The sequence below is a fragment of the Cuneatibacter sp. NSJ-177 genome, from assembly GCF_022867805.1.
In the GTDB taxonomy this organism is placed as follows: Bacteria; Bacillota; Clostridia; order Lachnospirales; family Lachnospiraceae; genus Pseudolachnospira.
On the sequence record NZ_JALIFO010000014.1, the window covers coordinates 67,441 to 79,965 of the forward strand.

Sequence of the window (12,525 nt, forward strand, 5' to 3'; positions counted from 1 at the left end):
CAGATTTTTTCCACGGAAAACCAAGATCCTTCCCCCCTACTTTTCAGTCAATCACCAATCACTTTCCAAGATCTCTCGCCAGCTGTACGATTTCCGGAGTCGGCCCTACCACTACGCCCTTATCCAGAACCTGTACGCCGTCCAGCCATACGCTGCAGTTCAGGCAGATGCCGTCGGAGTGGCAGGCGCCGGGAATGCCCAGCTCGCCGATATCGGATACCAGGCAGCCGCCCACATTGCCGAAGCCCCACTCGGTGCAGCCCCAAACACGCTCATCCTCGACGATATCGCCGGACAGTTTTGCATTCGGGCCAAAGCCATAGGCCAGATGGGCTACCCGGAACATCTGCGGATCGTTGAATGCGCGAAGCCACTCTTCGAAGGCCGCCGCGTCGGCTCCGCCTTCAATCTTCACGATCTCGCCTTTTTCAATCGTAAATTTCACCGGGCTCTTGACTGCGCCTAAAGGCGGAGACAGGGTTCCGTCCACAATAATCGTGCCGTTGATGCTCTCGAAGTTCGGCGCCCAGGCAATCTGGCCGGGGAACATTTTGATCTCGCCTTTGCCTACGAATCCGTCGGCTACCAAGAATTCTCTGCCGGGCTCGTTGTCAAACTCAATATCCATGCCATTGGGAGCCGTCACGCGCATATGTTTCGCATTGATCGTCGCATCCGTCATCGCCATGATAAATTTATTCAGCAGAATATTGTCTACCTTGCCGATATTGCGGACCAGCAGCTCCGGATGGACGCCGTTCTGGTTCATGTAGCGGGGGCGGTTATTGGGATCTTCAATAATCTTATCGTATACGGTGGAGTAGAAAATCAGTTTGGTGTTATACTCGACCCACGCATCACACGCCTTGATTCCATTGATCAGAGCCTCCATGGGCATATCCTTATCGCCGGCCTTGCCGCCTGCGGGAGCCGCAATCTTAAAGACCAAGGGTTTCGCTCCCAGAATTACGGCAGCCTGCGCCGTTGCTTCTACGATTTCCATGCTGGACTCCGTATCGCAGGTGATGGCGATGGACTCGCCGGGCTGCAGATGGAACATGTCGCGCAGCAGCTTTAGACAGGCATTGGGCAATTCGTATTCGTACATAGATGTACCTCCTTATAATGATGATATTCTCCATCCGTAGATGGTGGATCACTTGGTAAACGCCATATCGGCAAATACATACATGTAGCCGTCCAAGGCATTGGGGATTTCTCCGCCTGCGGTATTTTCCATCGCCGGCCACTTCACATTGTTGGCCTGGTAGGCAATCCGCTCTGTGAACTCGCAGAGGTAAGCGGTCGGACAGAGGTCTTTTACAATTTTATCCTGGATCGCTCCATATGCCTGATACCGTTTTTCCGGCTCCACAATTCGCATCGCTTCCTCGATCATCTGATCCAGTTCTTTGCTGTTCAGCCATTCGCCCTGCTCCCAGGTGCCGATATTCTTGGAATGATAGCGGGATTCCAGGTAGCATCCGGCGTCGTTATACATCGGGTTGGAACAGATCATCAACATGTGGGGAGTCGTGTCTTTGTGTCCGACGCGGTCCACAATGGAGACCCACGGCGCTTTGGAAATCTCAATGTTCAGTCCGATTTCAGACGCGGCCGACTGAATCATCAGCGCGATTTTTTCCAGATCTGCCACATCGGAATTACAGAGAATTTCTACGGTATAGTCTTGATAGGTATCTGCGTATTTGGATGCCGCCAGATATTCCTTCGCCTGATCCAGGCTGTAGGAATACTGGAAGGACTCCGAAGCTCCCTGGACACTGGAAACCACCGGGCTGGAAGCTCTGACCGAATCGACGAAAATACTCTTGCAGATCATATCGTAGTCGACCAGGCAGCTCATAGCTTTTCTGAAATTCGGATCATCCATCGGAGCCAGCTGGGTGTTGTAATACAAGTTGTACATTTTATAAGAGGAGAATTCTCCGATTTTTACCCCGTCGATTTTGCTCAGGGCGGTCAGGGTTTCGGTGCTCTGCCACTGGTCTGTGATATCCAGCTCGCCGCTGCTCACCATGGTGCGGACCGTGGCCGCTTCGGTAATCTCCATCAGTTTAAAGGACTCCGGGGCCTGCGTATTCGACCATCCCATAAACCAGTTCTCGTATTTTTCTGCTAAGAAGTAATCCTGCTGAACCAGCTCAACCGCCTGATATGCGCCGGAACCGGCATCGTGGGATACCATATAGGCTTTTCCATAGTCGCCGGCTTCCCCGTAGACGCCGTCCTTTTTATTGGCCATCACCACTTCTTCATTGACGATATAGAGGCGGACCAGCGAATCCAAAAACGGTCCGAAGGGCTGTTTCAGATGGAAGACCACCGTATAGTCGTCGGTCGCCTCGGCCTGATCCACGGAATCCGTAAAGAGATAGGCCATTCCTTCTCCGATTGTGAGCAGCCGGTTCATGGAAAACGCCACGTCGCTGGCCAAAAGCTCGGAGCCATCGTGGAACAAAATTCCTTTTTTCAGGTGGAACGTATAGGTCAATCCATCTTCACTGATCTCCCATTTTTCCGCCACGCGGGGTTCCACGACGTCCGCGGTGGGATAGACTAAGGTATCATACAAGTTCACCATGGCAATCAGGCTGGACGTGGAAGTTGCAATCGCAGGATCCAAATCCGGTGTTCCTGAGATGCCTGCCGTCAGAGTCGCGCCGCTCCCCTGGTTGCCGGCAGCTGTTGATTCCGCCGCCTGGGACGCTTGGGAGACGCTTTCGCCTGCAGTCGTTGCATTGGCATCTGATTTTCCGCAGGCTGACATACTACATAGAATCATCACCATACACAACACGATACTCCATCTCTTCTTCAATAAATTTCCCTCCTTGTTTCTTTATCATTTAACCTTTTCGGTTATTTCGTGTATGTGTGCTGTTGTCCGTTCCTCATATTGCCGATCTATGTAAAATTGTCTATTTTCTTCTTTCCGATATTTTGTATGTACCTTTCAAATGTTTTATCGATATTTTCATCTCTTCTTGCTATGTCCCAATCTTATCTGATAAATATGTCTAGTTTCAATATCAAAAAAGAACAAATTCAAAAATATTTTTTGTTTATTTTTGATAAGACATTATTTTTTGTTATTTTTTTCACCGTTAACATCTTACATTTGATTTACTCGAAAAATCCCCTGTAATTCAAAGTGTTTTCTGTGTTAGCAGGCGTTTTTCCAATGAACAAAGTGTGCGCTTTGCGCACACCCGCGCCGGAGCGCGGCTGCGTCAGCAGCCATTTTCCTTTGCGCGGAGTGCGCCTCCACAGCGGAGCGTTTTTTGTTTCACAGGGAATTCCAAAGGAATTCCCTGTGAAACAAAAAAGGTTTCAACCGCCGGACCTGCCTGCACGTTTGAAACCTTTAAAAACCTCTTCTATTCTGTTTTTCAGTCGCCTAATAGATTCCCAGACCCCCGATGAACCGGTCAATTTTTTTCAGCTTGTCCTCATTGGAGCAGCCGATCTTTGCGCTGATCTTTGCGCAGAGAAGCTCCATGGCGAATTGAACCCCTACATAAGAATTGAAAAATGTATTGCTGTCCACATCCATCAACAATAAGATATCGGCATACTGAGCCAGCTTCGCGCTGGACTTGTCGGTAAAGACAATCACCGGCGCGCCGGCCTCATAAGCCATCTCCACCGCCGCCCGGTCGATCTCCGAATAGCGGGGAAAACTGAAAAGGATCACGCAGTCCTCTCCGGTGATATCGCACATATGGTCAATGACATTGACCGCCCCATAATTGGTGGCCGTCACATCCGGCAGCATATGCTTTAATAAAAGCAGCATATAATCTGCCACACAGGTATTGGCGCGGGACGCCACAATATATTTTCTCCTGCTATCCACAATCCGCTGCGCCGCTTTCTCAAAGGTAACCTGCGGATTGTTCTGCAAAACAGACTGCAAGTTGTCCAGCGTAATCCGGTAATGGTCTTCCACCACATCCGTCTCTTCCCGCTTCTCCATGCTCCGGATCAGCCGCTCGGAAGGGATCGTGATATTACTGGAAAGCTTGACCACTTCCTCCTGGTAACTTTTCCTCAGCTCCTTTTGAAAATCCATGAAACCGCTGTAGCCGAGAGAACGGGAAAAACGGATTACGGAGGATTCGCTGACATTTAATTTAACGGCAATATCCGTGGAGGTCATAAAACAGGCTTCGGAAAAATGATCCAAAACAAACTCCGCAATCTGTCTTCCGGTTTTAGTCAAGGCGTCTTTTTTCAGTGCTTCCCTCAGTACCTTCATGTCTCTATTTCTCGCTTTCCGGCTGCTTGCCATGAAAATTAGTATAACATGAAGAACATAAAAACTGCAACGAAAGATCGGAATTCTTTCCGTTTGATTATTAGATAACGTTCTTGTTAAAATCTATATTTTTGAATCATTTTGATTATTTTTATTTTTTTCTAAAATTGCTATTGCATTTCCCTTTCTATTGTGCTATTATAAGCCGCAAGAAATGGATAATATTTTCCATAAACGAAAATAAATGAATATTATTATCCAAAACATAAAAGAAAGCCAGGAGGGGTAACCATGAAAGTAGGATGTGTCAAAGAAATCAAGAGCAAAGAATTCCGCGTTGGCCTGACTCCCGATAATGTGGCCGCTTATGCCGCGCACGGGCATGTGGTATCGGTGGAAACCGGCGCCGGGGCCGGTTCTGGTTTTACCGACGAGGATTATGCCGCGGCCGGAGCCCGAATCCTCCCCTCCGCGAAAGAAGTCTGGGATTGTTCCGACATGATGGTCAAGGTGAAAGAGCCGTTGGCGGAGGAATATCCGTATTTTCACCAGGACCAGATTTTGTATACGTATCTCCATCTGGCCGCCGACCGGCCGCTGACCAATGCGCTCCTAAAATCCGGTGTCAAGGCGGTCGCCTACGAGACGCTGACCGAGAGGGACGGCAGTCTCCCGCTGCTGGCGCCAATGAGCCAGATTGCCGGGCGTCTCAGCATCCAAGAAGGCGCAAAATGCCTTGAGAAGCCTTTCGGCGGATCCGGCATCCTGCTCTCCGGCGTGCCCGGCACAGCCAAAGCAAACGTATTGGTCCTGGGCGCCGGCACAGTGGGAACCAACGCCTGTAAAATCGCCGTAGGCATGGGCGCCAATGTAACGGTCACCGATATCAATATCGCCCGCCTGGCCTATCTGGACGACATTTTCGGTTCCCGGATTCAGACTCTTTACAGCACGGACGCCGAGATCCGCCGCCAGATGGGAAAGGCCGACCTGGTCATCGGCTCTGTCCTGATCCCCGGCAAGGCGGCTCCCAAACTGATCAAGAAAGCTTATCTGTCCGAGATGAAGCCCGGCAGCGTGATCGTGGACGTAGCCGTGGATCAGGGCGGGTGCTGTGAGACCACCAAAGTGACGTATCACGACAATCCGACTTTCGTTGTGGACGGCGTAGTTCACTACTGCGTCGGCAATATGCCCGGAGCGGTTCCCCGCACCTCCACCGCAGCCCTGACCAACGCCACGCTGCGCTATGGCCTGAGCATCGCCGGCGCCGGACTGGAAAACGCCTGCCGGAAGAACCCGGTGATCTTCTCCGGGATCAACACGTACGCAGGCAAGCTGACCTGCCGGAACGTGGCGGACAGCTTCCAGGACGAATTTACTGACATTCACGGCCTGATTGGCTAAACTTCGCTTTCATTTCTAATCTGTTCCGCATAGCCGCGCTCCGCGCGATAAGGTATTTTTTGCTCCTCCTTATCAAGGAAACCATAGCATACCAGATGCTTCCCGGTATGCTATGGTTTCTTTTGTCTTTTTTCCTCGGCTTCGCCGCGGATCCCCTCCCATTTACATTTGCTTCTCCTGCTCCTCCGGCGGCGTCAGGTCGGTAAGCAGGGCACAGACCATGCGGCTGACGCCCGCCAGCGCCTGGACGGAGGAAAACTCATAGATGCTGTGGGCGTTCTCGCTTCCCATACACAGGTTTGGACAAGGCAGCCCCATATAGGACAGCTTGGCCCCGTCGGTGGATCCCCTCACCGGCCGCTCGTTGGGCATTACTCCAATCGAGTGCAGCGCCCGCCGGACCCGATCCAGAATATAACCCTTGTCCTTCAGCCGGTCGTACATATTGTAGCATATATCCTCACAGCTGACCTGAACCACCGGATCCCCATATTTCTGATTCAAAAATCCGGCGATTTCCCGGAGCAAAGCCTTTTTTTGCTCAAATTTTTCCCGGCTGTGATCATTGATCCGGTACAGCAGCCTCGTTAAGGACACCCGCCCGTCAAAGCGGTCCAGATGGTAGTAACCTTCATGCTTCTCGGTATTGGCCGGATCCTCGAACACAGGGAGCATGGACTGGAATTCCATGGCGATCCGGATGGAGTTCCGGAGTCCGCGGCTCTTCCCTCGCCCCAGATGACACATTCGGCCGCGGATGACCACCTCTGCCTGGGCTCCATTAAAACTTTCATACTGATAGTCTCCCAGCTTACCCCCGTCCAGGGTAAAAGCAAAGTCCGCCCCAAATTTTTCCACGTCAAAATACTTCGTCCCGCGGCTAATCTCCTCATCCGGCGTAAAAGCAATACAAAAGGCCCCATGAGGTGCGCCGTCTGCCAACACCTGCTCCACACCGGTTAAAATCGCGGCGATGCCCGCCTTGTCGTCCCCTCCCAGAATTGTGGTTCCGTCCCCCACGATCAGATCCTGGCCCTGATAGGTGGAAAGACTGGGATAATCCGCTGTCCTCAGCACGATTTCCTTTTCCTGATTCAACACCACATCCCCTCCGTCATAATCCCGGATGATTCGGGGGCGTATGCCTGCACTGGGAGGATCGCTGACCGTGTCCATATGGGATATCAGCCCGATGACCGGCAGTTTTCTTTCGCAGTTGGACGGGACAGATCCGTAAACGTAGCCGTACTCATCCATGTGGGCATCCGCTATTCCCAGTTCCTTCATTTCCTGCACCAGATGGGCTGCAAATACTTTCTGTTTTGCGGTGGAGGGAAAGGTCTCGGAGGTGATATCGGACCCCGTATCATAGGATATGTAATCCAAAAATCTTTGGGCCGCTGTCTTCATGATTCAGCCCTCCGCAGCCGCCCTCAGAGCTTTCAGCTCCTCCGATAGAGAGGCGGCGTCCACGGTACATTCCGGGGCCAGCAGGAAGGGACGGTGCCTGTTTTCTGCCACAGAACGTCCGGCCATCGCGGCAATCCGATCCGCCGCCCCGGTACCGAAGAGCCGCTCATCTACACCGCCCATGGCGGCTATGCCGCCAAGCCATGTCTCGGAGCCGGTGATCGGAGGGTTGCCGGGCGCGCTCTCCGCCCAGTGAAGCCCTTGAATCGGGTAATCTGTAAAACGCTCCGGATTCCCATAGATCCCGCAGGTATGAAGGATGGCCGGTTTTTCTCCGGCGGCCTCCAGCACCATTTTGTCGTAAGGGACGGTGAATTCCTTCCACTCCTCCAAGGTCAAATAGCCTTCCCTAGCCAATCCCATCTCGGCAAAGAAAATGCCGTCCGCTCCGGACTTCACGCAAAGCTCCGTATAGCTTGCCAGCGTCCGGGCGATGTTTTCCAGTGCCCGATGGGTCGCCTCTTTGTGCTCCTGAAAGTAGTCCAGCAGCACACACTCCTGCCTGGGCGACTCACGGTAACGCCCCGGACTTCTGTCGCCGCACAGATTCAAAAGCACAGCAATGGGGGCGTACACCGACTGGAATAATGGAAGCTCCGGACCTACCTGTCCTCGTATCAGCCGGAGTGCTTCCAGCTGACGGCCAAAGGAATCCGTATCGCCCGGAAGTTCCTCAATTTTTTCCATGTCCGCCGGAGAGTGAATCGCACAGTCCAGCTTAGTAGGAACATGGCTGGCATTGTAATTTTCATAGTCGTACCGGTTGCCCCAGGGCTCATAGTAGTATACCGCACTGGAATTGATTTTCATCCAGTCCCAATCGTACTCCTCCTGGAATTGTACCATCGCCTGTGCAATCTTTTTCGGCTCATATTCCATGCCGGGAAAGTGTCTGTACGCCGTAACCGGAGGGCGGTCCGCCGCCTCCCCGGACAGAACTGCTTTTATACGGTCTTGTTTCGTCCAACTCATTTGTTCTCCCTTTCCTTCTTGCTCTTATTTCTCTTTCTATCCAATTACCTGCAGGTCCTTCCTATAATGGTTCAGGACCTCCACACCGGTCTTTGTCACCAAGACTACATCCTCGATCCGGATTCCTACCTCTCCGGAAAGATAAATCCCAGGCTCCACGGTAAAACACATTCCCGGCTCCAAAGTAACGCCCGCGAAGCCGCCGATGGATGGGTACTCGTGCCCCTCCCTGCCGATGCCATGGCCCACGCGATGAACGAAGAAGGGACCATAACCCGCCTCCTCAATCACCTTTCGGGCCGCCCGGTCCACTTCGACCGCGTCGATCCCCGGACGGATTGTCTCAATCCCGGCCTGATTGGCTTCCCGCACGATCTGATACAGTTCTCTGTGCCTTTGACTTACCTCCTGGAAAAAGACCGTGCGGGTCATGTCACTCATATATTTATTCAGCGCTTTGCCTGAATCGATGAGAATACAACCGCCGCGCGCCGGCTTCTCATGCCCCGGAGCATGGTGCGGATTGGCTGCGTTTGCTCCAAAGGCAACCATGGACACACCCATATGGGTTCCAATGGCCTCCTCGAAAAAGTGTCCCATCCGGTTGGACAGCTGAAGTTCTGTCTCCTCCCCTGTGATCGATTGGAAGGCGCGCTCAAACACACCGTCGTCCATCCGGGATGCCTGACGCATCCGCTCCTGCTCCTCCGGATCTTTCACCATACGGACCAGCTCGACAGCCTCCGCCCCCTGAACCAGCCGCACATCCGGGCGATATTCCATCAGCGGAAGCAGAAAACGGGCGGACCATTCCCGGTCGACCCCCACCGTTCCCGGCGAAAGCCGGTCCGCCAGCATCCGGACCGGACGGTCCATCGGGCCGCATGAAACCGTCTCCGCTCCCTGAACAGTGATGCTCCCGTTTACGCTCCCGTAAAACAGCACGGGAATCTCACCGGTCCGAAGGTACAAAACATACATCCGCTCAAAAGGCTTAATCCATACCCCGGTCAGATAATCAATGGTGTAGGGGGAAGAAAGGATCATTTGTGAGAGACCCATCCGCTCCATCTGCGCCAGCACCCGGTTCAGCCGTTCGCAGTTGAGTACCGTCTTCATGTCAGCTTGCTCCTCCTGTCATAATGTCGAGGATGGTCCGGTCCGTCTGCTTCATCCCCTCCCGCGCCAGTGTGCCGACATTGGCGATGGTGTTCTCCACACCTTTTTTCACAATGCCGTCTCCGTCCAGGAACTGCTTATGATGGCAGTACATTTGATATCCTAGAATACCGGCGTCCACCGCAGAGGCGATCTTTGCCGCACAGGAAGGCTTTGCGCCGTCGCAGATCGTTCCGGACAGAATTGCCACTGCATTGACCACCGTGTGGGCAATCGCTTTGTAGTCTCCACCCTTGAGATAAGCGATGGCCGCTCCGGAGCCGACGCCGGCGCTGACAGCACCGCAATAGGCCGACAGGCGTCCGATCCCTGTTTTTTGGTGGATCGTAATCAAGTTGGAGATCAGCAGGGCTCGGTACAATTTCTCCTTCCCGGCCTTTAGATGCAGGGAGTAGCGAATTACCGGCAGGGAAGCAGTGATCCCCTGATTGCCCGATCCGCTGACGATGACCACGGGCATCTCACAGCCGCTCATCCTGGCATCGGACCCGGCCGCGGCATAAGCCTTGGCCTCATTCTGGATATCAGTTCCTCTCTCCTCCAGCAGGATCCTTCCAATCCCGGCGCCCCAGTCGCCTTTCAGGCCTTCTCCAGCGATCGCCGAATTGAAGGCAATTTGACGTTCCAGCAATACTGATACACGGTCCAGATCCACGGTCGCGGCAAATTCTAAAATGTCTTTCACATTCAGGAGACTTTTATCTTCCAGACTGTCCTCCGGGGAATCCTGCAGCGGCTTCTCCGCTAAGACGCAGCCGTTGTACTCGATGTATACGATGTTGCTGTGGTTGTTGGCAATATGTACCACCGCCTGATCTGTTCCGAACCAGCCGGTCAGGCGGATATCCAGAAGACGCGGCGTGTCGGAGCAGCGAACTTCTATTGGAGTGTTCTGTTCATAAACCGCGATCTCCGGCTTTTTTTCCTCAGGAATTTCCGAGATCACCTGCAGGATCCTGTCGGCATCCCCAGCCACTATCCCGGCGGCAACGGCAGCCGGGATACCTCTGCGTCCGCCGGTGTTGGGCACGATAACGCTTTTCACATTTTTCAGGATGTTTCCGGAAACCTCAGCCACTACTCTCTCCGGCGCGTTTTTTAGCACAGCGCGGAGCTTTGCCGCGCAGTAGGCAATGGCGATGGGCTCGGTGCAGCCGGTTGCTGCCTGGAGCTCCTCCTCTAAAATTCGGATATAACTGTCATAAACATTGGCTGTAAGCATATTGATTGCTCCTTTGTTAAAATTCACTTTGCCCGATGGCAAGCCACAAAGTGGCCGGAATTTACCTCGCGCAGCTTTGGAGCACAGCCCTCGCAGCCGGCGCAGGTTTCCAGGCAGCGCTTATAAAAACGGCATTGATCCGGCGGGTTGATGGGGGAAGTTATCTCCCCTTTCAGCAGAATGCGGGGGCGTTTTTCCCTGAGATCCGGAATCGGAATCGCCGAGAGCAGCGCCTTGGTGTAAGGGTGCAGCGGATTTTCAAACAGCTCTTTTGCCGGAGCCTTTTCCACCATCTCTCCCAGGTACATCACCGCGATGTCATCAGAGAAATAATTAACTACAGAAAGATCATGAGTGATGAAAATATAGGTCAGTCCCAAGTCGCGCTGGAGCTGTTTCAACAAATTCAGGATCTGCGCCTGGATGGAGACATCCAAGGCGGAAACCGGCTCGTCACAGACGATAAACTTGGGATCCATTGCCAGGGCCCTGGCAATGCCAATTCTCTGACGGCGGCCGCCGTCCAGCTCGTGGGGATAGGCGTTGATCAAACGTTCCGCCAGTCCCACCACGTCCATCAGCTCTTTGACCCGACGGTCCACCTGATCCCTCTCCCGGATCAATCCGTTGGCGATGATCGGCTCGGCAATGGTCTGACTGACGCTTTTCCGCGGATTCAGGGAGGAAAAGGGATCCTGGAAAATGATCTGCATGTCCTTCCGCTTTTTTCTCATCTCGCGGTTCGACAGCTTGTTGATGTCTACGCCGTCAAAAATGACTTCGCCGGAAGTAGGCTCAATCAGCCGCAGAATACATCGGCCTGTGGTGGATTTTCCGCATCCGGACTCCCCCACGATACCCAGGGTTTTTCCCCGCTCTATGGTAAAGGACAGGTCGTCTACTGCATGGAGCATCCCACTCTGGGTCCGAAAATATTTTTTTAGATTCCGGACCTCCAAAATATTGTCAGCCATTTCCTTCCCTCCTCACAATGTGGAACCCCGCTTCATCATAGGCGCTGCACAGCACCTGATGCGTCTCACTGAAATGATGTTCTGAGACGGGCGTCTGCTCACATTTCTTAGCCGCATAAGGGCAGCGCGGCGCAAAAGAACAGCCCTTGGACAAGATACTGGGATCCGGCATCTGCCCCTGGATCGGTTTCAAATCGCTCTTCCGATCGCGGATATTTGGCAGGGAATTGAATAACCCTTCGGTATACGGATGCTTTGTATGGTGAAACACCTCCTCCAACGTTCCGCATTCCACGATCTTACCGCCATACATGACAGCCACCTTGTCACAACTCTCCGCCACGATTCCCAGGTCATGGGTGATCATGATCAACGCCGTTCCGCACCTCTCCCGCAGCTGCTGCATCAGTTCCAGCACCTGCGCCTGTATGGTCACATCCAAAGCGGTCGTAGGTTCATCAGCGATCAAAAGTTTCGGATTACAGGCCAGCGCGATGGCAATCACTACCCGCTGCCTCATACCTCCGCTGAACTGGTGGGGATACTCGCCGGCCCGGCTGCTGGGGATTCCCACCAGCTCCAGCATTTTCTTTGCTTTCTCCATGGCCTGTTCCCGGTTCACATCCTCGTGGATCAGAATACTTTCGGCAATCTGCTCTCCCACCGTAAACACAGGGTTTAAGGAGGTCATGGGATCCTGGAAAATCATCGATACCTCTTGCCCGCGGATCTTCTCCAACTGCTGCACAGAAACCTTCATCATATCGTATTCATTCACATGGATGGAACCAGATTTGACAACGCCGGGAGGAGACGGGACCAGCCGGAGAACAGCCAGGGCCGTAGTCGTTTTGCCGGCTCCCGTCTCCCCTACCAGCCCGATGGCTTCTCCCTTTTTCAGCTGCAAATTAACTCCGTTTACGGCGTAAACCGTTTCCTCCTCCAGCTCAAAATGCACTACCAAATCCTGTACGTCCAAAACCAACGGCTCCGGCTTGCTCATTTCCTGTCTGCTCATC

10 protein-coding genes are annotated in these 12,525 nt (G+C 53.1%); 1 reads left to right on the plus strand and 9 read right to left on the minus strand.

The annotated features are described in order from the left end of the window. Nucleotides 1-58: 58 nt before the first annotated feature. The 3 genes from MUB23_RS17130 to MUB23_RS17140 all read right to left on the minus strand — a co-directional run bounded on the left by MUB23_RS17130 (nucleotide 59) and on the right by MUB23_RS17140 (nucleotide 4,282). Nucleotides 59-1,108: an aminopeptidase gene (locus MUB23_RS17130; protein WP_244801972.1), complete on the minus strand. Its 1,050-nt coding sequence runs from the start codon at nucleotides 1,106-1,108 to the stop codon at nucleotides 59-61. Nucleotides 1,109-1,156: 48 nt separating this feature from the next. Further along, entirely contained in the window at nucleotides 1,157-2,842 is a 1,686-nt protein-coding gene (locus tag MUB23_RS17135; RefSeq protein WP_244801973.1) for an ABC transporter substrate-binding protein, read from the minus strand. Nucleotides 2,843-3,421: 579 nt separating this feature from the next. Then, complete coding sequence (locus MUB23_RS17140; RefSeq protein WP_244801974.1) at nucleotides 3,422-4,282, minus strand: MurR/RpiR family transcriptional regulator; 861 nt, start codon at nucleotides 4,280-4,282, stop codon at nucleotides 3,422-3,424. Nucleotides 4,283-4,573: 291 nt separating this feature from the next. On the opposite strand from MUB23_RS17140, the gene ald reads away from it, so the two are divergent. Next, a complete protein-coding gene (ald, locus tag MUB23_RS17145) occupies nucleotides 4,574-5,689 on the plus strand; it encodes an alanine dehydrogenase (RefSeq protein ID WP_244801975.1) in 1,116 nt (371 codons plus the stop codon). 162 nt (nucleotides 5,690-5,851) lie between these two features. On the opposite strand, the gene pepT is transcribed toward ald, so the two are convergent. Genes pepT through MUB23_RS17175 form a run of 6 tightly spaced genes read right to left on the minus strand, consistent with a single transcriptional unit; the run spans nucleotide 5,852 to nucleotide 12,524 of the window. Further along, nucleotides 5,852-7,099: a peptidase T gene (pepT, locus tag MUB23_RS17150; protein ID WP_244801976.1), complete on the minus strand. Its 1,248-nt coding sequence runs from the start codon at nucleotides 7,097-7,099 to the stop codon at nucleotides 5,852-5,854. 3 nt (nucleotides 7,100-7,102) lie between these two features. Next, nucleotides 7,103-8,131: a uroporphyrinogen decarboxylase family protein gene (locus MUB23_RS17155; RefSeq protein WP_244801977.1), complete on the minus strand. Its 1,029-nt coding sequence runs from the start codon at nucleotides 8,129-8,131 to the stop codon at nucleotides 7,103-7,105. Nucleotides 8,132-8,167: 36 nt separating this feature from the next. Next, a complete protein-coding gene (locus MUB23_RS17160; protein WP_244801978.1) occupies nucleotides 8,168-9,250 on the minus strand; it encodes a M24 family metallopeptidase in 1,083 nt (360 codons plus the stop codon). Between the two features lies 1 nt (nucleotide 9,251). Beyond that, nucleotides 9,252-10,532 (minus strand): L-cysteine desulfidase family protein, encoded by a 1,281-nt coding sequence (locus tag MUB23_RS17165; protein WP_244801979.1) that lies wholly within the window; start codon nucleotides 10,530-10,532, stop codon nucleotides 9,252-9,254. 23 nt (nucleotides 10,533-10,555) lie between these two features. After that, a complete protein-coding gene (locus MUB23_RS17170) occupies nucleotides 10,556-11,506 on the minus strand; it encodes an ABC transporter ATP-binding protein (RefSeq protein WP_244801980.1) in 951 nt (316 codons plus the stop codon). Continuing rightward, entirely contained in the window at nucleotides 11,499-12,524 is a 1,026-nt protein-coding gene (locus tag MUB23_RS17175; RefSeq protein ID WP_244801981.1) for an ABC transporter ATP-binding protein, read from the minus strand. Before MUB23_RS17175 ends, MUB23_RS17170 begins: the two co-directional genes overlap by 8 nt. Between the last annotated feature and the right edge of the window lies 1 nt (nucleotide 12,525).

Bases quoted from the DNA above. Each gene is read 5' to 3' on its own strand.
- MUB23_RS17130 (WP_244801972.1), bottom strand. From the start codon at position 1,108: ATGTACGAATACGAATTGCCCAATGCCTGTCTAAAGCTGCTGCGCGAC.
- MUB23_RS17140 (WP_244801974.1), bottom strand. From the start codon at position 4,282: ATGAAGGTACTGAGGGAAGCACTGAAAAAAGACGCCTTGACTAAAACC.
- ald (WP_244801975.1), top strand. From the start codon at position 4,574: ATGAAAGTAGGATGTGTCAAAGAAATCAAGAGCAAAGAATTCCGCGTT.
- pepT (WP_244801976.1), bottom strand. From the start codon at position 7,099: ATGAAGACAGCGGCCCAAAGATTTTTGGATTACATATCCTATGATACG.
- MUB23_RS17155 (WP_244801977.1), bottom strand. From the start codon at position 8,131: ATGAGTTGGACGAAACAAGACCGTATAAAAGCAGTTCTGTCCGGGGAG.
- MUB23_RS17160 (WP_244801978.1), bottom strand. From the start codon at position 9,250: ATGAAGACGGTACTCAACTGCGAACGGCTGAACCGGGTGCTGGCGCAG.
- MUB23_RS17165 (WP_244801979.1), bottom strand. From the start codon at position 10,532: ATGCTTACAGCCAATGTTTATGACAGTTATATCCGAATTTTAGAGGAG.
- MUB23_RS17170 (WP_244801980.1), bottom strand. From the start codon at position 11,506: ATGGCTGACAATATTTTGGAGGTCCGGAATCTAAAAAAATATTTTCGG.
- MUB23_RS17175 (WP_244801981.1), bottom strand. From the start codon at position 12,524: ATGAGCAGACAGGAAATGAGCAAGCCGGAGCCGTTGGTTTTGGACGTA.